The following is a 23,447-nucleotide window of genomic DNA, read 5'->3' as shown; positions in this document are numbered from 1 at the left end:
CTCACCGGTTCGTCACGAGGCGAAGGCCTTCACCTCCAGGAGCCCGACGGAGGCCGCGCCGCTGGTGAGGGCGACGCGTAGCCGGGTGGTGGCGACCGGCCCGAAGGTGACGGTGTTGTACTGGCCGGCGACGACGGGATAGCCGCTCGCCGCGGGCACGTCGACGTAGGCGGTGCCGTTCCAGTACTGCAGCTTCCACGACGCGGGCAGGTCGATGCCCTGGTTGTCGTCGAAGAAGTACACCTGGGCCGATCGCAGATTCTGCGCCGCGGGCCAGGTCAGCTCGGCCCACTGCTCGCCCTGGTTGGGCCAGGTGCCCCAGCGCGGATTGGCGGTGTCGTTCGACGAGGGGGGGTCGATGCCGTCGTTGATGGCGGCGACGCTCTCCCACGACGAGGTGTACGACGCGCCCGCTGTCGCCGACGGGGCCAGGTTGGGGCGGGGATCCGGCGGTACGGTGCCCTGGCCGTACAGCTTGATCTCGGTCAGTCCGGTTCTGGCGCTGCCGGACGGCTGGGTGAACTGGACCCGCAGCCGCGTCGTGCTGACCGCCGTGAACGTGACCTTGTTGAAGTTGGACTGTGCGGTGCCCGGTGTCCTGACCTGCGCTGCCGCGTTGACCCAGGCGCTGCCGTTCCAGTATTGGACGGTGTAACCGGCGGGCGGACGGTACCGGTTGCCGGCCCGGTCGTTGCGGAAGTAGAGCCATGCCTCGTCGACGGTCCGTGCGGTGCTGCCGAAGTTGAGCTCGTACCAGTCGGTGGCGTTGGTGCTGCCGAAGCTGCCCCACAGTGGCGCGTTGGTGGGCAGCCCGTCGACGGCGCCGGCCACGGAGGTGCCCGAGGTGGTGTACGACGCCGACGCGGTGGCCCCCGCGGCCAGGTTGGGCCGGGTGGAGGTGAGGTCGACGCCCGCCTTGGCGAAGACGTCGACCACGCGGGCGCCGCTCTGCACCACGTTCTGCGGTGCCTGCAGTGACGCGAACGCCGTGCTGAACGCGACCGTCCCGGTCGTGGTGACGGCTCCGGTCGCCGGGTTGTACGTGAACGGCACGAGCTGGTTGAGCGTCGCGACGCGCGTACCGTTGAGGTAGATCGAGTAGCCCTGCGGCACCCCGGGATACCGGGTCACGCCGTCGGCCGGGTCGTCCCAGACGATCGACAGGTCGGCGTTGCGGTAACGCAGGTTGTTGACCGCGAAGTGGCTCCAGCCGATGTTGATCGGCGACACCTGGATCTGCGCGTCGTTGCGGGGCCGGAGTCCGGCGACGTCCTCGATGATCGTCCAGTTGCTGCTGCCGAGGATGTTGTGGTGGATCCACGACCGGTACGTGATGGCGCTGCCGTTCCAGTCGGCCCAGAACTCGTTGGCGTCCGGCCAGTTGGTGTCGCCGCCGACGTACTGTGCCCAGGCGTTCCAGTAGAGCAGCTTCTTGTAGTCGTCGGTGTTCATCCACGTGTTGGGGTAGTTGCGCAGCACCGACGAGTAGAGCCGGAACTGCACCGTGGAGTTGATCGTGGAGAAGTTGTTGCTGCCCGGGTTGCCGGCGGCCGCGGCGGCCGCCTTGTCGACCTGGTTGGCGGTGTAGAACGGGAAGATCGGGTACTGGCCGGCGTCGGCGAACAGGCGCAACGCCTCCCGGTACTGCGCGGTGTTCGGCATCAGCCCGACCGCGTACGGGTAGTAGTTGTTGATCTCCTTCCACGGCACGTGCGTGTTCGTCGCGACGTGCTTGTGTTCCAGCAGCCGCCGGTCCGGGTTCCACAGGGTGTTGATCACGCCGTTGCGGATCCGGTCGGCGAGGGTCTGCATCTCGGTGGCCTTGGCCGTGTTGCCCAGCAGCGTGTAGGCGTCACGGGCGGCGTTGGCGGCGCTCCACACGTAGGCGGTCTCGGCGCGGTCGAGGTTGCCGGCGCGCCAGTGGAACGACACGGCGTCGGCGTCGTTGCCGGTCATGGCGCCCCAGTCGTACTCGATGACGCCGTTGTTGTTGGTGTCGTAGGTGGCGAGCTGCCCCTTGGCGTCGCCCTCGGCGTAGCGGGCGAAGTTGGTCAGCATGGCCGGCTGACCGCCGTGGATCTGATAGGCCCGCCAGGCCGCCTCGGCGATGTACTGGGTGTACGAGTTGGACCAGTTCTCCGGGTCGCCGGGGTTGTCGACGAACCGGCCGTTCGCCGAGTACTGGCCGACCGCCAGGTACGGACCGTAGGAGTATTCCGCGCCGCGCAGATACTTGAGGTCGTCGATGTGCATCGGCTGGGTGAGCGCGATCGCGTTGTTGTAGCCGGTGACGCCCTCGATCGACTGCGGGAACTGGAAGTCCTGCCCCGGGATGTCGGCGTCGAGGTGGTTGAAGCGCATCAGCCACCAGCGGTAGTAGATGTTCTTCTTGATCGCCGCGTCCGGAACGTCGATGTAGGGCACGTTGTCGGCCCACCACCGGTTGTAGGTGCGGACGTGGGTGGCGAACGCGTCGGCCGGGGTCCGGGTGCGGTAGGCGTCGTACTCGGTGCGCGACGCCGGGATCTCGGTGGCGACCCAGCCCAGCTGCACCTTGACGGTGACGGCCTGCCCGGCGGCGACCGTCACCGATCGGCTCAGCGCCCCGTTGGCGGCGGTGAACCCGTCACCGGAGAACCGCGGGGAGAGGGTCGTCAGGTTGTTCTTGACGGCCCGGGTGCCGGTCAGCTCGGTGCCGCTGACGGTCGTCGCGTAGGGCGACGTGGCGTTCAGCGTCAGGGTGGTCGGCGCGCTGCCGTTGTTGACCACGGCGACGTTGGTGACCAGGACGTTGTTGTCGGTGATGAACTTCGTGACGTCGAGCCGGACCGTGCCGCCGGTGTGCACGCTGCGCCAGTGGCTGGGGGTCTGCCGGCGTTGCCCGGCCTGCTCGGTGAAGGTGCCGGTGGACGCGGTGATCGCGTAGGCGTTCTGGCTGGAGATGTTGTCCCAGTAGGCGGCGTTGCCGCCGAAGCCGATCACCGACGGGGTGTGGGTGTTCATGAACGCGGCCCGGCCGCGGGTCATCAGCCAGGTGCCGGCCGGGTCGTTGCCGGTGCGGGCCAGCAGCCGGTCCATCCAGAAGTCGGTGCCGCCCGACTCGGCGTCGTAGATGGCGCGCATCGTGTCACCGGTCGAGTAGCCGACCGGCGGCGCCGGGATCGATCCCGCATTACCGAAGGCCGGGAAACCGATGGGTTGCGCGGCCAGCGCGGGCTGCGGGTTGATCGAGAGCGAGGCCGCGATCAACACCAGGCCCATCGTGTACGCCCCGACGCGCCGCATGCCGCCGAAGGTCCGGTTGTCCGGCCGCCTCATGACTGGAACGCCTTCCACTCGAGGACACCCGTGGACAGTCCGGTGCGTGACGTGATCTGCAGCCGGAGCCGGGTCGTGTTGATTGCACCGGCGAACGTGTTGACGTTCTCAACATTGCCGCTGACACCACATGTTGACTGCAGTTGAACGGATACATATTGACTGCCGTTCCAGTACTGCAGTGCACATGACGCCGGCAGGTCGATGCCCTGGTCGTCGTCGAACCAGTAGACCGCACTCTTGTTGATCGACCGCGCGGTCGGCCAGGTGTACTCGACCCATTGCGTGCCCTGTTGCGGCCAGTTGCCGTACGCGAGGTTCGACCGGTCCTGTGAGTTCGCCGGTGTCCCGCCGTTGTTGACCGCGGCGAGGCTCTCCCACGACGACACGTGGGACGTCGTGGCCGTGGCGTTCGGCGCGATGTTGGTGCCGCTGCCCCCACCACCGCCACCGCCCGGGTTCGGCGGCGGCCCGGTGGCCGTCTGCACGACCTGCTGGATCGTGCCGTCAGCGTTGAAGTAGAGCCGGTCGACCGCCACCGACCTGCGGAAGTTGCCGCCGCCGGGCGCGTTGGCGTTGTGGTAGACGATGTACCACTGCCCGTTGAACTCGACGACCCCGGCGTGGTTGGTGGTCGACGACACCTGCCCGAGCACGATGCCCCGGTGTGTCCACGGCCCCATCGGGTTGGTCGCGGTGGCGTACCGCTGGCAGGCGTAGTTGGAGTTGGTGACACAGCCGTTGGTGTCGTTGGCGGCGTACATCATGTAGTAGAGGCCGTTGCGTTTGAACATCCACGGGGCCTCCCAGTAGTTCGTGAGTCCCGTCGGCGTGACGACCGACCCGACCGTGTCGACCATGTTGCTCGCCAGGCGCACGGCTCGCGGTGCCCAGTAGCCGCCCCAGTACATGTAGGCCTGCCCGTCGTCGTCGACGAAAACGGTCGGGTCGATGTTGAGGCCGGACGAGTTGGGGGTGCTGTCGCTGATCAGCGGCCCGCCCTTGGCGTCGGTGAACGGGCCGAGCGGGCTGTCACCGACGGCGACGCCGACGTTCATCCAGCCGGCGCCGTTGCCGTTGACCGAGGTGTACCAGTAGTACTTTCCGTTGCGGGGTTCGACCTCGCCGGCCCAGGCGTCGGCGCCGGCCCACGGGAACGTGGCGATGTTCGCGCGGGCGCCGTTGTCGGTCCAGTTCGCCGCGTCGGTGGACGACAGCACGTGCCACTCGCGCATCACGAAGTTGCCGCCGCCGGCCGGTGCCTCGTCGCGGCCGGCGTAGACGTACATGGTGCCGCCGACGACCAACGGGGCCGGGTCGGCGGTGTAGATGCTGGTGATGATGGGGTTGGCGGCCTGCGAGGGGGTGGCGACGGCTATCGCCGCGGCGGCGGTGAGCAGCGCGCTGAACAGCGCCGCTGCCCGTCTTCTTCGAGACATCGAATTACCTCTCTACTGTCCGGTGGAAAACAGTTGAGCGACCTCTGCCGCGGACAGCGCCCGGCTGTGGATCCGGAACCCGTCCACGGCGGCGGTCAGATAGGGATCGGTGGCGTACTGGGAGCGGCCGATCCAGTTCCGGGTGGTGGACGGCAGCGCGGACGGGCGTACCGTCAGCGCGGTGTTGCGGGCGGCCTCGGCGCCGTTGACGTAGAGCACGCCGAGGTTGCCGGTGTGGGTGACGGCGATGTGGGCCCATGCTCCGGTGGGGAGCGCGACCGGGGCGTCGATGTGCTGTTCGGCGCCGGAGCCGCCGGTGGTGATCGCGTACCGGGCGGTGCCGGCGCCGCTGCGCGGGGTGAGGAAGAGGTATGCGCCGGTGCCGGTGCCGAAGTCGAACACCCGGGACCAGGTGGCGGCGGTGTCGATGCGCACCCAGGTGGCGACGGTGAAGGCGGTGACGCCGGCGAGGATGCCGCCGGGCAGGCTGACGTGCCCGTTCGCGCCGTTGAGCAGGACCGCGTTGCCGCTGCGGCCGGCGGTGCGGGTGACGCCTCCGGCGAGCGTGCCGGTCCAGCCGTTGCCGGTGGCGTCGGCGGTGGTCGTGCCGGACGTCTCGTCGAACGGGTAGCGGGCCTCCTTCGGCGTGCTGCCGGTGACAGACCAGTAGACGGAGTAGCGCTGGCCGTGGGTCTTGTAGAACGGCCGGAGCAGCACCGGTCCGGCGGTGTACTCCAGCGCGGCGGTGCCGGGCCTCAGCACGGCCGGGTCGAGGACCGGCAGGGAGCCGAGGTTCTCGCTGCCGAACTGCCCGGCCAGCACGATCGGCCCGTGCTTGACGGCGCGCACCGTCGGGTCGTCCGGCGCGGCCTCCAGGGCGAGCGTCATCGGGAGGCTGACATCGACGACGTCGCCGGTGGTCCAGGTGCGATCGATCGACAGGTACGTGCCGGGCGTGGCCGTGCCGGTGACGGCACCGTTGACCCGGACCTGGGCGCCGGTGGTCCAGGACGGGATGCGGATCCGCATGTCGATCGCGCCGGAGCCGGCGGTGACGGTGAGCCGGGTGGACGGGCTCTCCGGATAGGTGGTGTCCTGCCGGATCGTGATGCCACGACTTGACCACGTCAATGTTGACGCGATGTACATGTTGACGTAGAGCGTCCTGTCAACATGAAAGTAGATGCTGTCGGCGAACTTGGTGCCGGTCTCCATGCCGGTGCCGTGGCAGCAGGTGAAGTCGTTGTAGTCGTTGCTGTACGTCTTGATTCCGCCGGCCCGCAACGGCACGTAGTAGCAGTGGTGCCCGTGTGCCGAGTTCGGGTTCTGCGCGCCGAGCAGGTGGTTGTAGAGCGCCTTCTCGTAGAAGTCCATGAACTCGGCGGCCCGGGACGGGTCGGTGAAGAACAACTGCCGGGTCAACTTCAGCATGTTGTACGTGTTGCAGCACTCGCAGGTGGTGTCGGACAGCTCCGCGGCGATCCGGTTCGGTGCCTGGAAGTACTCGCCGTTGGAGTTGCCGCCGATCGCGTACGAGTGCCGGCGGACCACGAAGTTCCAGAAGTTGACCGCGATGTCGCGGTACCGGGTGTCGCCGGTCGCGTGGTAGCCACGGATCGCGGCGAGCGCCTTGGGGATCTGGGTGTTGGCGTGGAACCCGGCGAGCGCGTCGACCCCGGCGGCGAGCGGGTCGAGCACCTGGGCGTGGTCGAAGTACTGGGCGGTGAACAGGTGCACCGGCTCCTCGGTGAGCTGGTAGAGGTTGAACAGGGTCTCGCCGATGCCGCCGAACTCGACGCGCAGCATCTGCTGGCGCTGGGCGTGGGTGAGCCGGCTGTTGCGGGCCTGGATCCAGGCGGCCTTGCGCTGGAGCACCGCGAGGGCCTGGGCGCTGCCGGTGAGCCGGTGCCAGTCGAGCAGCCCCTGCACGATCTTGTGGAGCGTGTAGTAGGGGGCCCACACCTGCTGCCCGGTCTCGACCCGGTCGATGAACGACTCCGGGTAGGCCGAGAGGTAGCCGTTGGGCCGCTGGCAGAGGGCGAGTTGCGCGACCAGGTAGTCGCCCTTGGCCTGGTGGGCGGTGTCGCCGGTGCTCGCGTACGCCTGGGCGAGGGCGGTGAGCACGTGTCCGAGGGAGTGGCCGCGCAGCTCGGTGGAGGGTGATTCCCAGCCGCCGCACGGGGTGGCCGACGAGGATCGGCCGGCGGTGATCCGGAACATGTGCAGCAGCCGGTCGGCGTCGAGGAACCGCAGGTAGGCGTGGGTGCGGCCGGTGTTGTCGGCGAACGGGCCGGAGCCCAGCCGCACGGCGGTGAGAGGGAAGGGATACGCCGAGACCCCGAAGTCGGGGCGGGCGGCCCGGGCCGGTCCGGTGGGGAGCAGGGCACCTGCTGCCCCGGCCGCGCCGGCGATCAGGACGGTACGACGGTTGAAACGCATGAGGACACCTCTGCAATCGAGTCATGTCGATGCATGGGAAGCGGAGGCGCCCTAGGAAAGTGCAGCGTGCGGCACTCCTGGGCGGCTCCGGCCGACCCGCCCCCGCGTGCGGCTCGCCTGCGGCACACGCTGCCTTACGAAAACGTTTTCGGCAAGATGCAGAACCGGTTACGAAGAGATTTCCGTCAGCCCGGACTCTTAGGCGAAATTTAAGATCATCTATATAAACCGACCCGGGCAACACCTAGGGTGGGTTTCCAGATTGTCCACTTCACGACAGAGGAGCGTCTATTGTCATCGCCTCGCGTGTCTGAGATCACCTGGCTGCTGTTCCGGGTCGTCGTCGGCCTGTTGTTCACCTGCCACGGGCTCGCCACGGTGTTCGGCCTGCTCGGCGGCAGCCGCGGCACGGGTGAACCGGCGGCGGTCGGGCTGTGGCCCAACTGGTACGCCGGACTCATCCAACTCGTCTGCGGTCTGCTCGTCCTCGTCGGACTGGGCACCCGCCCGGCCGCGATCCTCGCATCCGGCTCGATGGCGTACGCCTACTTCGTGGTGCACCAGCCGCAGGGCCTGATGCCGATCGAGAACGGCGGCGTCACCCCCGCCCTGTACGCCTGGTCGTTCCTCCTGATCGCCGTCGTCGGCGGTGGGCCGTGGTCGGTCGACGCGCTGATCCGCAACCAGCGCGCCGCGACCCCCGCGGTCACCGAGGAGAAGGCGAGAGCGAGAGCCTCCGCGTGACCGGCGAACCGCCCCGGCCGGGCCGGCGGCCGGGGCGGTCAGACCACCACGTCGTGCCGCCGCGCGGGCGGTCGGGCCACCACGTCCCGGCGCCGCGCGGGCGGTCAGGCCACCGCGTCCCGGCGCCGCGCGGGCGGTCATGCCACCACGTCGTGCCGCCGCGCGGGCGGTCAGGCCACCGCGTCCTGGCGCCGCGCGACCAGAGCGGACACCTGCTCCGGCGGCACCGGGCGGGAGAACAGGTAGCCCTGGCCCCGCTCCGAGCCCAGAGCCAGCAACTCGGCGGCCTGGCCCTCCGTCTCGACGCCTTCGGCGACCGTGGTCAATCGCAGGATCTGGGCCAGCCGGATCACCGCCTCGGCGATGGCCGCACCCTCCGGGGTGCCGTCCATCTGTGCCACGAAACTGCGGTCGATCTTGAGGATGTCGACCGGCAGGCGGGTCAGGTACTGCAGGGACGAGTAGCCGGTGCCGAAATCGTCGATGGCGATCCGGACCCCCGCCGACCGCAACCGCCGCAGCGCCGCGACCTCGACCGCCTCGTCGACCATCGCCGACTCGGTCACCTCGACGACCAGGCTCTCGGCCGGTGCACCGGCCCGCTCCAGCACGGCGAGCACGTCCCGCGCGAGATGCGGTTCCTGTAGCTGGCGCGGCGAGACGTTGACCGTCACCGACAGGTCGGCACCGGCCGCGCGCCAGGCGGCCACCTGCCGTACCGCCTGCTCCAGCACCCACCGCCCGATGCCGACGATCTCGCCGGACCGTTCGGCCACCGGGATGAACGTGGCCGGTGACACCGCGCCGTGCAGCGGGTGCTGCCAGCGCAGCAGCGCCTCGGCCGCCACCACGCGGCCGCTCGCCAGGTCGACGATGGGCTGGTAGAGAACGGTGAACTCGTCGCGCTGGAGTGCGCCCTCCAGAGCCTCGGCGATCGCCGCGTCCGCCGCCCGGCGATCGTTCATCGACGGCTCGTGGACGGCGAAGGTCGACGTCACCGACCGTGCCGCGTGACTCATCGCGATCTCGGCGTTGCGCAGCACCGTCCTGGCGGGCTCCCCGGCACGGGCGACCGCCACACCGATCGAGCACCGCAACCCGTCGGCCTCCGCCGCGGCCAGCACCCGCTGCGCCGCCACGGTCGCCTCCCCGGCCACGCCCGCGTCGGTGAGCAGCACCCCGAACGCGGCCGGGCCGACCCGGGCGATCAGGTCCTCGGCGCGGACGTTGCCCCGCAGGATCACCGACATGCGGTGCTGGGCCCGCGGCTCGGAGACCGCGATCACCAGGACGCCGAACGGCTCCCGCGCGCGGACCACCGCGGCCAGCGCCTCCTTCAGCCCGGCCCGGTTGGCCAGCCCGGTCTCCGGGTCCCGGCCGGCCCGCGCCCGGCTGGTGCGCAGCGACAGCCAGTAGCGGAAGGTCACCGCGGCCAGGATGACGGCCATCGCCACGACCAGGCCGCTCCAGCGCAGGAACCCGGAGGTCCGCACGATCACCACGAGCAGCAGGGTCACCCCGGTGACCAGCGCGGCGAGCGGCAGGTAGGCGACCCAGCGCGGCGGACCGGCGCGGCGGGCGCGGTCGATGACACTGCCGACGCCGGATGCCGACATCAGCGGGGAGAGGGTGAGCAGCAGGTGTGCGGTCACCACGAGCACGCCGCCGGTCGGCTCGACCAGGCGTTCCACCCCACCCGGCAGGCCGGTCGCCCATCGGGTGTCGGCGAGGATGGCCAGCGTCATCCCGGTGATCAGCACCGTGATCGGGTCCCGCCAGTGGTCGACCATGCCGCGCAGCATCATCGCGGCGATCGCCATGGCGAGCATGAGGTCGGCGACCAGCAGGCCACCGATGATGCTCCAGGCCGCACCGGACTGGCCGGACAGCAGCGCCGGATCCAGGCCGGCGAACCAGACCACCATCACCGCGGCCGCGCCGACCGCCAGCATCTCCGCGGCGAACGCCTGCCGGTGCGGCCCGCTCAGGCGCAACAGCGGGCCGAGCACCGTGGAGAGGCCCAGTAGGGCCATCCCGCCGATGTGGGTGGCCACCGCGGCCCACCACAGCCAGGCCGGCCCGCCGGCCAGCCAGACGGTCAACGTCACCGCGTTGACCACCCCCAGCCCGCGGGCGACCGCACCCATCCGGCAGGGCAGCACGTTGAGACCGAGCCGGGCGACCCGGGTCAGGTAGAAGACGCCGATCGCGTCCACCACGGCCAGCGACATCCCGAGGATCATCGGATACCAGGTCGGGAGCACCCAGCCCACGACCTGCACCGGGAGGATCGCGGCCAGGGGCAGCAGCACACGGCGCGGCACCGCGTCCGCGCGCCTCTCCGACCTCCGCCTCACGTCCGCATTGTCGGCTCATGGCGACGGGAGTTGAGACAAACTCTTGCCCCCCAGGGCCAGAAGCACCAAGCTGATCGATTGTTACCGGCGGGTACGCCGCCGGCCGATCGAGGACGTGGTGTTCGCCGAGCGTTGATCCCCGCGCAGCCCGGTGGACGCCTCACCACCCACGCGGCCGTGCGGAGATCCGACGGAACGATTCCCCCCGATCGATCCGAGGAGTCCGATGTCCCCCACCACTCCCCGCCGCCGGGCACTCCGCTCGGCGGTCGTCGCCGGCGGCGCGCTCGCGCTGCTCGCCGTCACGGCCGTCCCGGCGCTCGCCGCTCCCCCGGCCGAACTGCCCGGCAACGCCGAGGCCATCGAGAGCAGGTGGCAGCCGGCGTACGACTACGACACCGACGGCTGCTACCCGACTCCGGCGATCGGCCCGGCCGGCACCGTCAACGGCGGGCTCAAGCCGACCGGCTCGCTCAGCGGCGACTGCCACGACAACGCCGATCTGGACAACACCAACGGCTATTCGCGGTACAGGTGCAACAACGGGTGGTGCGCCATCGCGTACGGCCTGTATTTCGAGAAGGACCAGGCACTCGCGAACACCTCGATCGGCGGCCATCGGCACGACTGGGAGCACGTCGTGGTGTGGGTGCAGAACGACGTGGCGAAGTACGTCTCCACGTCGGCGCACGGCGACTTCGACGTCCACGCGGCGGGCAGCGTGCGATGGACCGGCAACCACCCGAAGGTCGTCTACCACAAGGACGGGGCGAGCACGCACGCGTTCCGGATCGCCGGGTCCAACGACGAGCCGCCGGAGAACGGCCACGGCACCTGGCAGTACCCGTCGCTGGTCGGCTGGAACGGCTTCCCGTCCACCGCCATCCGCACCACGCTGAGCAACCACGACTTCGGCAGCGCCAACTTCGGGCTCAAGGACGCCAACTTCACCGGCCTGCTCACCAAGGCACTGCCCGCCGGCATCACCTTCAACCCCGCCGGCTGACGTACGCCGCCCGCCCCGCCCTCCTCGGGCGGGGCGGGCCCGGCTACCGCGCCGGGAGCACCGGCTGCCGCAGGATGGTGCGCCGTTTCTCCGGGGCGGTCCGGCGCGCATCACTGAGGTAGATCTCATGGTGCCGGCCGGTCATCCGCAGCCCGCTGGCCGGGATGAACTCGTCGTGCATCCGGCTCAGGACCTCGGCCTCGTCGTCGAACGAGCCGACGTGCATCGTCTGCACGCAGCGGCCCTCGGACAGCGTGCCGAGGCGGACGCCGTCGCCGACCAGGTCCTCGTCGATCCCGTCCGGCACCATGATCATCAGGGTCCAGTGCCATCGGCTCTTGTCGCGGGCCGTGGTGAACGAGTCCATGTCGTCGGCCCACCACAGTCCCTCCAGCGGCATGACGACGTGATCGCGGCCCTGCCGGCGGGCGGCGAACTTGAGCCGGTAGGCCACCGGATAGAGCGCCCCGACCGCCTCGGTGAAGGCCGGGCCGTTGGGGTCGCCGTACCCGTCGATCATGAGGTATCGCAGGTCGGGCACGTCGAGGATCCGGAACTGTCCGCGGCGGGCGGAGTAGGCGTCGATCTCCCGCTTGTAGTCGGTCTTCCCGGTCACCGCACACCCTCGACGGGGAACTGCACCTCGGTGAGCAGCTCGTCGGGCGCCACGCTCTGCGGATCGTTCAGGTAGATCTCCCGCGGTGGCCCGGACGGCTTGCGGCCGTTCTCCTCGATCCAGCCGGTCACCACGTGATAGGCCGGGGCGATCTCCTGGTACGGCCCACGATGGACGGCCGACGCGACCGGGCCGCCGGGCACCGTGCGCACGCCGACCGGGCCGTCCGGCAGCACCGTCGCGGCCGGAACCGGGATGCAGATCTCCACATCACCCTCGGTCGCCTCGTCGATGACGTCGTGGTAGACCAGGAACGGCGGGCCGGCCGGATGCGCCCCGGCCGTGCCGATCGCGCCGACCACCGCACCGAACCCCTGCTGGATCGTGGCGGCGATGGTGGCCAGGCTCGTGCGCCGGGTCAGGCTCGCCACCGCGACGTCCGGAACCTCCTTGACGACGACCTCGTACGGCATGACGTTTCCTCCTCGATCGATGAGACGTTCGAGGAACCGCAGCATCCGCTCCTGCTCGGCGAGCCGGGCCCGCAGCCGCTCCCGGTGCGCCGAGAGGCGTCGGCCGATCAGCTCCGGATCGTCGTCGGCGAGCAGGTCACGGATCTCCCCGACCGGCATGTCGACGGTCCGCAGCACCCGGATCGCCTCGGCCCGCGCGGCCTGCGCCCGCAGGTAGTAGCGGTACCCGGATCCCGGATCGACCCACGCCGGAGCGAGCAGCCCCTGCTCGTCGTAGAAGCGCAGGGCCTTGATCGACAGCCGGCTCATCCGGGAGAAACGACCGATCGGGATCAGATCGTCCACGGTTCCTCCTTCGCGCTCAAGGCTCGGGTCTCCCCCGGCGGGAGAGTCAACTCATTCTCGCCTCGGGCCACCGGCGGGTCCTCGACCGGCCCGGAAACGGGCACGACGCACCCGCCGGACCCTCGGAGGCGGGTGGGCGTCTGTGCGGCGCCCACCCGGCCGGATCTCTCAGAGCCGGTTGACGAAGGCGGCACCGTTGGCGCGGGGCGCCGGGATCTGCGGGTCGGCCGGCGCGCCGGGGTCGGGAACCGTGACGCCCTTGCCCGCGGTCAGGCCGCAGTCGACCAGGGTGTGCTGGCGCAGCATCAGCGACGTCGGCACCGGGGCGATCTCCCGCCAGGCGAAACACGAGCGGATGATCGGCACGTTCTCGCCGCCGGTGATCTCCCGGTCGGCGGCCAGCAGAGTCCGCAGAACGCCGTGGTAGGTCAGGAAGTCCGGCGAGATCCTGCTCCAGGTGACCGCGAGCAGCCGGCCCAGGTAGTCGCGGGCGCGCAGCAGCGAGTCCTTGAACGCGGCCTCGTTACCGGTGTACGCGGCGGTGAACTCAGCCTCGATCTCGAGGAGATCCTGCGAGGTACCGGGCAGGTTCGTCGACCGGGTCCGCAGGTCCTCGCTGATCAGCTTCTTCGCGACCAGGTCCTGCTGGAACACCTCGACCATGATGTCGAAGATCGCACCGGTCAGCGGCAGCGACCGGTCGTGCGGTTCCTCGCCCACGTCGGACATCCGGCGGGAGTTGAACACGACGCGGATCTCCCGGCTGTCCGACAGCTCACCGACCCGGTCCAGGCCGTTGATGGTGAGCAGGTTGCCCTTCGTCGAGTCGAGCAGCATGTCGACGACCGAGTGGAAGTGCAGCGACGCCACGATCGCGACCAGGTCACCGGCCGACTCGTGCATGCCGCCGTAGTCGATGGCCTCGTCCTGCGGGCTGGCCGGCACACCGACCTCGGCGAAGATGATGCTGTGCCCCAGCTCGTGGGCGAGCACGTCGAAATTCTCGCAGAACGGCCGGTCGTGATCGATGGTCCCGTTCGGCTTGCGCCCGAATCCGAACTCCAGGAAACCGTAGCCGGACTGAGCGTTGTCCCATTCGATCAACGGGATCAGTTCGAGACGGGAGAAATCAGATTCGAAATGCCATTGAATCGTACGTCCGAAGTAGTCCTCCCAGATGTCGAGGACCCGGCGGACCGTGGCGTACATGGTGGCCGCGGAGAATTCCCGGCCGGCCGGATCGAGGTGATCGAAATGGCCGTCGTCGCCCGCCTGGACCGGCGGCCGGGCGTCACCCCGGAAGGGTGGCCGGAAGAACCGGTTGTACGGCAGCTTCCCGATCGCGTCGATCACGAACATCCGGTCGTCGCCCGGCCCGGCCTGCATGGCACCCGGCTCCACGGAGACCGTGACCTCTTCGGGCTCGGGGAAGAGCGGCCCGGATCCGTCGGCCTTCTGCAGGAACCGGGGCTGCGGGAAGATCCGGAACCGGGTGCCTACATCGGCCAGCCTGCGATCCAGTTCAAGGGACATGAGTGCCTCCACCCGCTGGTGATTATTTAGAGGCCTTCATGCGATTCCTCCATCGGCGGGAAGTCAACGCCATTGTCCAAGAACCATCCCAAAGAAGGTCGAGGGCGGGACGGGCCCCGCACTCGACCGCCGGCACGCCGTAGGAAAAACAGTCACTTGTCCGACGTTGGCGGCAATGTGCCGGACAAATGCAGTCGGCCGCCTTGGCCGCGGGACCCACTGTTCCCGGGCGATGCACTCGTTTGTCACTGACCGCCCACAAGCCGTCGGTAGGTTCCGGCATCGTCGAAACATCCACGGGAGGTACACATGTCCGAGAAACCGGTGGTCGTCCTGGTGCACGGCGCGTTCGCCGAGTCCGCCAGCTGGAACGGGGTCGCGGCGGAGCTGACCGCGGCGGGTGTCACCACGCTGGCCGTGGCGAACCCGCTGCGCAGCCTCTCCGGTGACGCCGCCTACGTGCGCGACGTGGTCGCCGCACTGGGCCGGCCGGTGATCCTCGTCGGTCACTCGTACGGCGGTCAGGTCATCACCGCGGCCGCGGCCGGCGACGAGGCCGTCAAGGCGCTGGTCTACGTGGCCGCGTTCACCCCCGACGCGGGCGAGAGCGCACTCCAGCTCTCCGGGAAGTTCGAGGGCAGCACCCTCGGCGGTGCGGTCGTCGCGCGCACGCTGACCGGTGGTGGCGTCGAGCTGTCGATCGAGGCGGAGAAGTTCCCGCAGCAGTTCGCCGCCGACGTCGACCCGGCGACGGCCGCGCTGATGGCGATCACCCAGCGACCGGTCACCGAGGCCGCGCTCACCGAGGGACTGGCCGAGGGCGAGCCGGTCTGGCGTACCCTCCCGGGCTTCTTCATCTGGGGTGACGCGGACCGCAACATCCCCGCCGAGGCGATGCGCTGGATGGCGAAGCGGGCCGAGGGCCGCGTGCAGCGGGAGATCCCGGGCGCCGGCCACGCCCTGCCGGTCTCCCAGCCGGCCGCCGTCGCCGAGACGATCCTGGAGGCGGTCGCCGCGGTCAGCTGACCGAGGGCAGGCCGAGGACCCGCAGCAGGGCGCCGGTGAGGTGATCGGCGACCTGCCGCGTGGTCCAGCCGAGGGTGTGGGTCAGGTCGACGACGACACGCTCATCGAAGATCGTGACCCACATCAGGACGGCGAAGCGGACGTCCTGCGCGGGCGCCGCGCCACTGTCGATCGCCCGCCCGACCAGGCCGCCGAGACGTTCGTAGAGGCCGCCGACGAACGAGTCCTCGCGCCGCGCCAGGACGCCGCGCGGGGAGCGTACGTGCACCGCCGCCGCGCCCCACCGGGACGCCTGTGCCACCCACTCGCGGCAGGCGGCGCGGATGTCGGCGACCGGGTCCGGCCCGGCCGGCAGCCGGTCGAAGGCGGCCAGCAGGTCACCGCTGAGCTCGGCGTAGAAGGCGTCGATCGCGCTGGCCGTGTCGGAGAAGTTCCGGTAGGCGGTGGCCGTCGAGATGCCGGCCAGCCCGGCGGCCTCGGCCAGGGAGAACCCGGGCCCGCGCTCGGCCAGCAGCTCGCCGACGGCGGCCAGCAGCGCGGACCGGCGCATCCGGGCGTCACCGCGCCGCGGCCTGTCAGTCATGGAGGTGATCTTAGGAGTGGGCCGGATCACCGAGGGCCGGCGCCGGCCGTAACAACGACGAAAAAGATCTCCCGCAGACTGGGAAGTGAGAAAATCTTCTCAGTTATCTCGGGAGGCTGGAATGACCACACGACGGACCCGCGTCGCGGTGATCGGGGCCGGCGCGGTCGGCACGGTGGTCGCGGCTGCCGCGGTGGACGCCGGGCACGACGTCGTCGTCTGCGCACGGCGGCCGATCGACCGCCTGGTCGTCGAGCGCGCCGACAGCGTGCGCGAGATCGACGTGCCGGTGCTGGTCGACCCCTCCGAGGCGACCGAGGTCGACTGGGTGCTGCTGGCCACCAAGGCACAGGACGCGGCCGGGGCGGCCGCCTGGTTCGGGCCGCTGATCGGGCCGAACACCACGGTCGTGGTGCTGCAGAACGGGGTGGACCACGCCGAGCGGATCGGGCCGCTGGTGCCGCGCGGGACCCGGGTGCTGCCGGCCCTGGTCTACGTGGCCGCCGAGTCGCTGGGTTCCGGGCACGTGCTGCACCGGATGGGCGCCCGGATCACCGTCCCGGGCGCGCCGGGAACGACCTTCGACGCGGCCCGGGCGACCTTCGACGAGCCGTCGACCGCCCGCGCCGGACGGGTCTGCGCGACCGCGACCGACCCCGCGGACCGCTTCGCGGCACTGCTGGACGGGTCGTGGCTGCACGTCGAGCGGGTCGCCGACTTCTCCACCGCCGCCTGGCGCAAGCTGCTCACCAACGTGGGCGCCAACCCGGTGACCTCACTGACCATGAAGCGGATGTCGGTGATCCAGCACGAGCCGGCCGTCCGGGAGCTGACCCGCGCCCTGCTCGACGAGGCGATCGCCGTGGGCCGGGCCGCCGGCGCCCGGCTCTCCGACGCCGACATCGAGCACACCCTGGAGATCTACGACGGGTTCGCCGGCGACGACGGCACGTCGATGCTCTACGACCGGCTGGCCGGCCGCGCCACCGAGCACGAGCTGATCACCGGGGCCGTGGTGCGCCTCGGTGATCAGCACGGCGTACCGGTGCCGCTCAACCGGGCCATCCTCGCGCTGATGCACGGCGTCAACCACAAGTGACCGTCACCGCGGCCTGACCGAGACGGTGGCGGCGACCGGACCGGTGGTGACCCGGGTGATCTCGCCGGTCCGGGTGTTCCAGGTGATCAGACCCTCGAGGTCGGTGTGCGCCAGCAGGGTCTGGTCGTCGATCCAGCCGAGGACCTCGCAGCAGCTCTTCGAGCGGGTCGTGCCGAGGTCGAGCAACCGGTCCACCCGGCCCGTGGTGGTGTCGACCACGGTCAGCATCTGCACGCCGCCGTAGTTCCCGGGGCCACCGGGCGGGACCCGGTCGCCCCACGCGGCGGCTGCGACCCGCCCCGCGCCGTCGGGCATCGCCGCGCCGTACCACTCGCTGACCGCATAACCCTCCGGCCGCACCGTCACGAAGTCGACCGGGACCTCGCGCACCGGTGTCGCGTCGCCCGGGCGCCACACCCGGACCCGCCGGTCCTCGCCCGCCGTGATCAGGTCCGCGATGTCCGCGGCCGCGACCGGGCTTCCGCCGCCGATCCAGGCCGACATCGCGGCCGGCTCCGGGCTGACAACACCGCTGGCCCAGTCGACCCGGGTCACGCCGGTCGATTCCTGGCCGACGAACACGGTCTCGTCGCCCCACCACATGACCTGCTCGTTGAGGCCGGGCAGCGGGATCCGGTGCGCCTTCGCGGCGGGCAGGTCGATGACCACCAGCGCCTCCGGCTGCGGCACCGCGATGCGACGGCCGTCCGGCGAGAGGGCGGTGCTGCGCAGCGGCTCCGCCTGGTTTCCCCCCTCGTCATGGGTACGCACCAGGTCGCCGACGTCGACCCGGGTCCATCGCCCGGCCGCGTCGATCACGTGCAGCGGCCGCATCGACTGATCCGCCGACTCCCCGGCATGGTCCTGGACCACCGCGACCGCCTGCTCCACCGGGTGCTGGGAGAGCTTCGCCGCGTCGGCCGGAATCGCGAAGTTCACGGGCAGCCCCGGGAGAGCCCGCTGGACCGGTTTCGCGGGCATCACGTCGACGCCGGCCGGGGCCGCCGACGCGGGTGCGGACTGGGCCGGCGGGGCCGGGACGATGTCGTCGCCGCCCCGGTCACGCAGCGGCACCGTGACCGCGACCACGGCGGCGAACGCGGCCACCGACGCCAGCACCTGACGGCGGCGGCGTACCCGGCGGGCGGTGGCCCAGGCGGTGGCGGCGAAGGACGGCGGGGCGACCTCCGCGGAGCTGTCCTCGAGAAGTTCGGTGAGCCGGTCAGCCGTCATCGTCGATCCTTTCCGACCATCTCGCCGAGTTCCGGCGCGAGGTCCCGCAGTTTCCGCAGGGCGGCGCTGGCCTGGCTCTTCACCGTGCCGACCGTGACGCCGAGGATGTCCGCGGTGCGGGCCTCGGTGAGGTCGTCGAAGTAGCGCAGCACCAGCACCGCCCGTTGCCGTGGTGGCAGTCGCCGCAGCGCCGCCTCGAAGACCAGCCGGCTCGGCACGTCGTCGCCACCGGCCGGCCGTTCCGGGGGCGCGTCACTGAGCTGCTCCCGGCGGAACCGGCGCCACCAGGAGACCGCGTCGCGGTACATCACCGTGCGCAGGAACGCCTCGGGGTCGCCCTCACGCACCCGGTTCCACCGGAGCGCGAGTTTGACCAGGGCACCCTGTAACAGGTCCTCGGCAAGATGATGGTCGCCGCAGACCAGGTACGCCGAGCGCAGCAACCGGTGCTGTCGTGCCTCGACGAAGGCGGCGAAGTCGCTGTCCACACCTGTCCAACGCATGGGCACCCCCGAATGGTTGGCCAGACTCGAGCGGATCGATAAAGTCGGATCTCCTGGCCGCTGCCCCCGGAGGATTCCCGTGAAAATCGCCGACGCCCGGGTGATCGTGACCTGCCCCGACCGGAACTTCGTCACCCTGAAGATCGTGACGTCGTCCGGAGTGTACGGAGTCGGCGACGCGACCCTGAACGGGCGGGAACTGGCCGTCGCGGCCTACCTGCAGGAACACGTGATCCCGGCGCTGATCGGGCGGGACGCCTCGCGGATCGAGGACACCTGGCAGTACCTGTACCGGGGCGCGTACTGGCGGCGCGGGCCGGTGACCATGTCGGCCATCGCCGCGGTCGACACGGCCCTGTGGGACATCAAGGGCAAGGTCGCCGGGCTACCGGTCTACCAGCTGCTCGGCGGGCGGTCCCGGGAGGGGGTGACCGTCTACGGCCACGCCAACGCAGACACCGTCGACGCCGTCCTGCCGGAGATCGCCAACTATGTGGACCTCGGCTACCGGGCCGTCCGGGTGCAGACCGGCGTCCCCGGGCTGGCCAGCACCTACGGGGTGTCCAAGGACCGGCTCTTCTACGAACCCGCGGACGCCGCGCTGCCGACCGAGAACACCTGGTCCACCGCCCACTACCTCGACCACGTCCCGGAGGTGTTCGCCCGGGTCCGCGACGAGTTCGGGCCGACGCTGAAACTGCTGCACGACGTGCACCACCGGCTCACCCCGATCGAGGCGGCCCGGCTCGGCAAGAGCCTGGAGCCCTACAACCTGACCTGGATCGAGGACCCGGTGCCCGCCGAACTCCAGGAGGGCTTCCGCCTGATCCGGCAGCACACCACCACCCCGATCGCCGTCGGCGAGGTCTTCAACTCCATCTGGGACTGCCAGCAGCTGATCAGCGAACAGCTCATCGACTACATCCGGGCGACCGTCGTGCACGCCGGCGGGATCAGTCACCTGCGCCGCATCTTCGACCTGGCCAACCTGTATCACGTGCGCAGCGGGTCACACGGCGCCACCGACCTGTCCCCCGTGTGCATGGCCGCGGCGCTGCACCTGGATCTCGCCATCCCCAACTTCGGCCTCCAGGAGTACATGCGCCACACCGAGGCCACCGATGCCGTCTTCCCGCACGGATACCACTTCGCCGACGGCTACCTGCACCCGTCCGAGGAGCCGGGGCTCGGCGTCGACATCGACGAGGAGCTGGCCGCGCGGTACCCGTACCGCCCGGCCGCCCTCCCGGTGAACCGTCTGGAGGACGGCACCATGCACAGCTGGTGATCACGAATCACCGGGGCCCGCCCTTGATCGCCTCGGTCATCGCGTAGGCGGTCTGGATGAAGGACTGCGCCTGCTGCTCCGACAGGTCCCGCACGGAGATCTCCTCGAGGGCCCGCCACATCGCCGTCAGGGGCTCGCGCATGGCACGGCCCTTGTCGGTGAGGTGGACGACCAGGACCCGCCGGTCGTGCGGGGCCGGCTCGCGGACCAGCAGACCGGCGTCCTGCATGCGGCGCAGGGACTTGGAGACGGTGGAGTGGTCCAGGCCGACGCTGTCGAGCAGTTCGGACTGGGTCTGACCGTCCCGGTCGAGCAGATGCATCAGCAGCAGTTCCTGGCCGGGGTGCAGGTCCATCTCGCGCAGCATGGCGGCGGCGTGACCGCGGTGGGCGCGGGCGAGCTGGAAGATCGCGTAACTCACTCGGCCGTCACTGGCCGTAGTGGGGACCTGCGGTACAGGAACGTGCATCGTTCGGTTCCTTAGGCGGTGTGGAAGGGGTAGTCGGTGTAGCCGCCCTCCCCGCCGCCGTAGAAGGTCGCCGGATCGGGGGTGTTCAGGGGCGCGTCCGAGCGTAGCCGCTCGACCAAATCCGGGTTGGCCAGCGCGAGTGTGCCGACGGAGACCAGATCGGCCGTGCCCTTCGCGATGTCCCCGGCGCGGACGGGCAGGTCGGCACCGGCCCGGTTGAGGATCAGTGTGGTCGGCCACAACGCGCGCAGCTCGCCCAGCAGTGCGTCGTCGCCCAGGTGCATGACGTGCAGGTAGGCGAGGCCGAGCGGGCCGAGCGCGCGCACGAGCGCGGGATACAGCTCGGCGGTGTCGGACTCGGCGATGTCGTTGTACGGGTTGCCGGGGGAGATCCGCAGGCCGGTGCGGTCGGCGCCGATCTCGTCGGCCACGGCAGCGGTGACCTCGACGGCGAACCGGATGCGGTTGCCGATGGAGCCGCCGTAGCGGTCGGTGCGCCGGTTGGTGCTGTCGGAGAGGAACTGGTGCACCAGGTAACCGTTGGCACCGTGGATCTCCACACCGTCGGCGCCCGCCGCGACGGCGGCCGCGGCGGCGCGGCGGAAGTCGTCGACGGTCGCCGCGACCTCCGGCGTCGACAGCGCGCGGGGTGCCGGCATCTCCTGGGGCCCGGACGCGGTGAACATCACGCCCTGCGGCCGCACAGCCGAAGGGGCGACCGGCAGGCGTCCATGCGGGGTGTTGTCCGGGTGCGAGATGCGGCCGGTGTGCATCAGCTGGATGACGATCCGGCCGTCGGCGGCGTGCACGGCGTCGGTGACCTTGCGCCATCCGGCGATCTGCCCGTCGTCGTGGATGCCGGGCGTGAGCAGGTAGCCCTGACCGTCGGAGGAGGGCTGGGTGCCCTCGGTGATGATCAGCGCGTGCGAGGCGCGCTGGGCGTAGTACTCGGCGTTCAGCTCGGTCGGCACGCCTTCCGGGGTGGAGCGGTCACGGGTCATGGGAGCCATGACCAGGCGGTGCGGGAGGGACATGGCACCGACGGTGGCCGGCGTCCACAGGGCGTTCAGCATGAGGGGTTCCTTCGGTTCGGTGATGGGCGGAGGGGATCGGGGGTGGAACGGGCGGCACCACGTTATGTGGCTAGACACATAACGTAGCAGCGAATGTGTGGCTAGCCAAGTATTGAGTTCCAGGACACCCGGCACGGCATCGGTGTCAGCGCGGCGGAAGGGCCTGCCACGGGACTTCGTTCCAGGCTCGGCGCAGCAGGGCGGTCAGGTGGCCGTACGCCGGGAAGTCGATCTCGTCGATCGATTGGATCGCCTGGTCGGGGAGATGCGAGTTGGTCGCCGCCGCGGCCGGGAGGCCGGTCGTCGCGCCGAGCGGGAGCGGCCGTTCGGTCTGCGGGAGGCCGAGATCGGTCAGGGTGCGGCGCAGGACCCGCATGGTGATGCCGGCCAGCATCGGGGCCGCCGGCCAGACGACGCGGTCGCCGTCCCAGAAGACCACGTTCCAGACCGAGCCCTCGCAGATCAGCCCCTCACGGCCGAGGAACAGCACGTCGTCGAATCCGGCCCGTCTCGCCGCCAGGGCCTGGTGGGTCTGCGCGAGGGTGCCGCAGTGCTTGAGGTGCGGCAGCTGCCGTTCGAACTGAACCGTGCGCACCCGCAGCGGCGGTCGTGGGACGTCCGGGGCCGGGGCGTCCACCGACACCATGACGTCCATGCCGGGCAGCACCGTGACCCGCACCGAGGCGTCCCGCTCGTCGCGCAGGGCGTGGCTGATCAGCGCGGTGATCGTGTCGTCCGGCGGCGCGGGGTCGTCCGGGAACAACTCCGCGGACGCCTCGCGCAGCCGGGCCAGATGCAGGTCGAGGCCGGCCACCGCACGTCCACGCACCTGCATGGACGTGTAGTGGCCGAACCCCCAGGCGGCGGCCCGGTGCAGCGCCTCGACGGCCGGCGCGGCACCGTTGATCTCGACGTGGGTCACACGGCTACCAGATCATGTCGACCTGACGCTGGAACGTGCGGTAGCCGGCCCGGGCGAACGCGGCCGCCATCGGGACGTTGCCGACGTCGGTGGCCGCGCGGATCCGGGGCACGTCCTCGGCCGCGAGGATGCGGGTGCCCTCGGCGAGCAGGTCGTCGATGTGGCCGCGGCCGCGGTGCGCCGGGACGATCCCGATGTAGGCGATGATCGGGTTGTAGCCGTTGTGCGCCGGGATCACGAACCCGACCGGGTCGCCGTCCGGCAGTGCCGCGATCCGCCACCACTCCCGGGGACTGGGGTATTGGGTCAGTTCCGTACGGAACTGCTCCTCGGCGCACTCGCGGGGGGTCATCCGGGTCAGCTCGTCACGGCTGTGGGCGTCCAGGGAGCCCTCCAGCACCAGCGTCATCAGATCGATCAGTTCGCCGTCGCCGGCCGGGCGGAACGTCAGACGGCCGGACGGCGCCGGAACCGGGGTGCCCGGCTCCCACTGCAGGCGCAACCGCTCCACGAACGGTTTCGCCCCGCACTCCTCCAGCACCGACATCCACGTGTCGGAGCCGGACCGCCGCCAGTCCGGCGGGAGGAAGCGGGTGAACTCGGGCGCGGGATCGGGCAGCGCGGCCCGTACCAGCTGGACCGCGTCGTCGAGGTGGCCGTCGGCCACGTCGAGGAAGTCCATGACCAGCGGATGTTCGTCGCCGGGGCGGGACCACCAGGCGGCCCGGGCGGTCACCCGGTCGCCGCGCAGGGCCAGCCACAGCCACTCCGGACGTCGGCGGCCGGCGGCCAGGTCGCCGGCGATCTCCACGTTCAGGGGGTACGGGAAGGAGTTGAAGAGATCCAGCTCGCCGGGCATGACGGCGGGACGGATGGTCAACGGTGTCAAGGCGTTCTCCAGATCAGAGGCGCCCACTCCGTGGCCGGGAGGCTGGTCAGCCCTGTGCCCGGCAGGAGGTGAGCGGGTATGTCGTGCGGTAC

At 70.5% G+C, this 23,447-nt stretch carries 19 protein-coding genes; 5 read left to right on the top strand and 14 right to left on the bottom strand.

Translation table 11 applies throughout. The features are described 5' to 3' along the window. Nucleotides 1–12: 12 nt before the first annotated feature. The 3 genes from BC793_RS43930 to BC793_RS43920 are packed head-to-tail and all read right to left on the bottom strand — an operon-like array spanning nucleotide 13 to nucleotide 7,196. A complete protein-coding gene (locus BC793_RS43930; RefSeq protein WP_203896608.1) occupies nucleotides 13–3,318 on the bottom strand; it encodes an MGH1-like glycoside hydrolase domain-containing protein in 3,306 nt (1,101 codons plus the stop codon). After that, nucleotides 3,315–4,757 (bottom strand): glycoside hydrolase family 43 protein, encoded by a 1,443-nt coding sequence (locus tag BC793_RS43925; RefSeq protein ID WP_109602576.1) that lies wholly within the window; start codon nucleotides 4,755–4,757, stop codon nucleotides 3,315–3,317. Before BC793_RS43925 ends, BC793_RS43930 begins: the two co-directional genes overlap by 4 nt. 12 nt (nucleotides 4,758–4,769) lie before the next feature. Then, nucleotides 4,770–7,196, bottom strand: coding sequence for a beta-L-arabinofuranosidase domain-containing protein (locus BC793_RS43920; protein ID WP_109602575.1), 2,427 nt, complete (start codon nucleotides 7,194–7,196; stop codon nucleotides 4,770–4,772). Nucleotides 7,197–7,502: 306 nt separating this feature from the next. Between BC793_RS43920 and BC793_RS43915 the strand changes: the two genes are divergently transcribed. Then, a complete protein-coding gene (locus BC793_RS43915; RefSeq protein ID WP_239170662.1) occupies nucleotides 7,503–7,940 on the top strand; it encodes a DoxX family protein in 438 nt (145 codons plus the stop codon). Nucleotides 7,941–8,110: 170 nt separating this feature from the next. Here the strand turns inward: BC793_RS43915 and BC793_RS52590 are convergent, their stop codons facing one another. Further along, nucleotides 8,111–10,297 (bottom strand): putative bifunctional diguanylate cyclase/phosphodiesterase, encoded by a 2,187-nt coding sequence (locus BC793_RS52590; protein WP_146246739.1) that lies wholly within the window; start codon nucleotides 10,295–10,297, stop codon nucleotides 8,111–8,113. A gap of 226 nt (nucleotides 10,298–10,523) precedes the next feature. Here BC793_RS52590 and BC793_RS43905 point away from each other — a divergent pair, with 226 nt between their 5' ends. Beyond that, the gene (locus tag BC793_RS43905; protein ID WP_109602572.1) at nucleotides 10,524–11,303 is read left to right on the top strand and encodes an NPP1 family protein; all 780 of its coding nucleotides are present in this window, start codon (nucleotides 10,524–10,526) and stop codon (nucleotides 11,301–11,303) included. Between the two features lie 43 nt (nucleotides 11,304–11,346). Here the strand turns inward: BC793_RS43905 and BC793_RS43900 are convergent, their stop codons facing one another. From BC793_RS43900 to BC793_RS43890, 3 genes are all read right to left on the bottom strand, one after another. Further along, the gene (locus BC793_RS43900) at nucleotides 11,347–11,919 is read right to left on the bottom strand and encodes a GyrI-like domain-containing protein (RefSeq protein ID WP_109602571.1); all 573 of its coding nucleotides are present in this window, start codon (nucleotides 11,917–11,919) and stop codon (nucleotides 11,347–11,349) included. Continuing rightward, nucleotides 11,916–12,737 carry a MerR family transcriptional regulator gene (locus BC793_RS43895; RefSeq protein ID WP_109602570.1) on the bottom strand — a complete coding sequence of 274 codons (822 nt, stop codon included), beginning with the start codon at nucleotides 12,735–12,737 and terminating at the stop codon, nucleotides 11,916–11,918. Before BC793_RS43895 ends, BC793_RS43900 begins: the two co-directional genes overlap by 4 nt. A 168-nt stretch (nucleotides 12,738–12,905) precedes the next feature. Further along, nucleotides 12,906–14,270 carry a gluzincin family metallopeptidase gene (locus tag BC793_RS43890; RefSeq protein WP_109602593.1) on the bottom strand — a complete coding sequence of 455 codons (1,365 nt, stop codon included), beginning with the start codon at nucleotides 14,268–14,270 and terminating at the stop codon, nucleotides 12,906–12,908. A 309-nt stretch (nucleotides 14,271–14,579) separates the two neighbouring features. Here BC793_RS43890 and BC793_RS43885 point away from each other — a divergent pair, with 309 nt between their 5' ends. Further along, on the top strand, nucleotides 14,580–15,296 hold the full coding sequence (locus tag BC793_RS43885) for an alpha/beta fold hydrolase (RefSeq protein WP_109602569.1): 717 nt from the start codon (nucleotides 14,580–14,582) through the stop codon (nucleotides 15,294–15,296). On the opposite strand, the gene BC793_RS43880 is transcribed toward BC793_RS43885, so the two are convergent. Further along, nucleotides 15,289–15,879 carry a TetR/AcrR family transcriptional regulator gene (locus tag BC793_RS43880; RefSeq protein ID WP_146246738.1) on the bottom strand — a complete coding sequence of 197 codons (591 nt, stop codon included), beginning with the start codon at nucleotides 15,877–15,879 and terminating at the stop codon, nucleotides 15,289–15,291. The two genes, BC793_RS43885 and BC793_RS43880, sit on opposite strands and share 8 nt — an antisense overlap. Nucleotides 15,880–16,000: 121 nt before the next feature. Here BC793_RS43880 and BC793_RS43875 point away from each other — a divergent pair, with 121 nt between their 5' ends. Further along, nucleotides 16,001–16,978 carry a 2-dehydropantoate 2-reductase gene (locus BC793_RS43875; protein WP_109602567.1) on the top strand — a complete coding sequence of 326 codons (978 nt, stop codon included), beginning with the start codon at nucleotides 16,001–16,003 and terminating at the stop codon, nucleotides 16,976–16,978. A gap of 3 nt (nucleotides 16,979–16,981) precedes the next feature. Here BC793_RS43875 and BC793_RS43870 read toward each other — a convergent pair whose 3' ends face one another. Further along, entirely contained in the window at nucleotides 16,982–18,211 is a 1,230-nt protein-coding gene (locus BC793_RS43870; RefSeq protein WP_109602566.1) for a hypothetical protein, read from the bottom strand. Next, entirely contained in the window at nucleotides 18,208–18,714 is a 507-nt protein-coding gene (locus BC793_RS43865) for a SigE family RNA polymerase sigma factor (RefSeq protein ID WP_109602565.1), read from the bottom strand. Before BC793_RS43865 ends, BC793_RS43870 begins: the two co-directional genes overlap by 4 nt. A 79-nt stretch (nucleotides 18,715–18,793) precedes the next feature. Between BC793_RS43865 and manD the strand changes: the two genes are divergently transcribed. Continuing rightward, nucleotides 18,794–20,002, top strand: a complete 1,209-nt coding sequence (gene manD, locus BC793_RS43860; protein WP_109602564.1) for a D-mannonate dehydratase ManD — start codon at nucleotides 18,794–18,796, stop codon at nucleotides 20,000–20,002. Between the two features lie 7 nt (nucleotides 20,003–20,009). Here manD and BC793_RS43855 read toward each other — a convergent pair whose 3' ends face one another. The 4 genes from BC793_RS43855 to BC793_RS43840 all read right to left on the bottom strand — a co-directional run bounded on the left by BC793_RS43855 (nucleotide 20,010) and on the right by BC793_RS43840 (nucleotide 23,355). Continuing rightward, a complete protein-coding gene (locus BC793_RS43855) occupies nucleotides 20,010–20,423 on the bottom strand; it encodes a MarR family winged helix-turn-helix transcriptional regulator (RefSeq protein WP_211340664.1) in 414 nt (137 codons plus the stop codon). A 59-nt stretch (nucleotides 20,424–20,482) separates the two neighbouring features. Next, on the bottom strand, nucleotides 20,483–21,544 hold the full coding sequence (locus tag BC793_RS43850; RefSeq protein ID WP_109602562.1) for an alkene reductase: 1,062 nt from the start codon (nucleotides 21,542–21,544) through the stop codon (nucleotides 20,483–20,485). Between the two features lie 145 nt (nucleotides 21,545–21,689). Next, nucleotides 21,690–22,466, bottom strand: a complete 777-nt coding sequence (locus BC793_RS43845; protein WP_109602561.1) for an aminotransferase class IV — start codon at nucleotides 22,464–22,466, stop codon at nucleotides 21,690–21,692. Between the two features lie 4 nt (nucleotides 22,467–22,470). Next, the gene (locus tag BC793_RS43840) at nucleotides 22,471–23,355 is read right to left on the bottom strand and encodes a GNAT family N-acetyltransferase (protein WP_239170663.1); all 885 of its coding nucleotides are present in this window, start codon (nucleotides 23,353–23,355) and stop codon (nucleotides 22,471–22,473) included. Nucleotides 23,356–23,447: the final 92 nt, after the last annotated feature.

Source organism: Actinoplanes xinjiangensis (genome assembly GCF_003148685.1).
Classification (GTDB): Bacteria; Actinomycetota; Actinomycetes; order Mycobacteriales; family Micromonosporaceae; genus Actinoplanes; species Actinoplanes xinjiangensis.
Note: the sequence above shows the minus strand (reverse complement) of the source record. Positions and strands in the feature narration are given on the sequence as shown.

Coding starts and splice junctions, on each gene's coding strand:
- BC793_RS43930 (WP_203896608.1), bottom strand. CDS start 3,318: ATGAGGCGGCCGGACAACCGGACCTTCGGCGGCATGCGGCGCGTCGGG.
- BC793_RS43925 (WP_109602576.1), bottom strand. CDS start 4,757: ATGTCTCGAAGAAGACGGGCAGCGGCGCTGTTCAGCGCGCTGCTCACC.
- BC793_RS43920 (WP_109602575.1), bottom strand. CDS start 7,196: ATGCGTTTCAACCGTCGTACCGTCCTGATCGCCGGCGCGGCCGGGGCA.
- BC793_RS43905 (WP_109602572.1), top strand. CDS start 10,524: ATGTCCCCCACCACTCCCCGCCGCCGGGCACTCCGCTCGGCGGTCGTC.
- BC793_RS43890 (WP_109602593.1), bottom strand. CDS start 14,270: ATGTCCCTTGAACTGGATCGCAGGCTGGCCGATGTAGGCACCCGGTTC.
- BC793_RS43885 (WP_109602569.1), top strand. CDS start 14,580: ATGTCCGAGAAACCGGTGGTCGTCCTGGTGCACGGCGCGTTCGCCGAG.
- BC793_RS43880 (WP_146246738.1), bottom strand. CDS start 15,879: ATGACTGACAGGCCGCGGCGCGGTGACGCCCGGATGCGCCGGTCCGCG.
- BC793_RS43875 (WP_109602567.1), top strand. CDS start 16,001: ATGACCACACGACGGACCCGCGTCGCGGTGATCGGGGCCGGCGCGGTC.
- BC793_RS43870 (WP_109602566.1), bottom strand. CDS start 18,211: ATGACGGCTGACCGGCTCACCGAACTTCTCGAGGACAGCTCCGCGGAG.
- BC793_RS43865 (WP_109602565.1), bottom strand. CDS start 18,714: ATGCGTTGGACAGGTGTGGACAGCGACTTCGCCGCCTTCGTCGAGGCA.
- BC793_RS43850 (WP_109602562.1), bottom strand. CDS start 21,544: ATGCTGAACGCCCTGTGGACGCCGGCCACCGTCGGTGCCATGTCCCTC.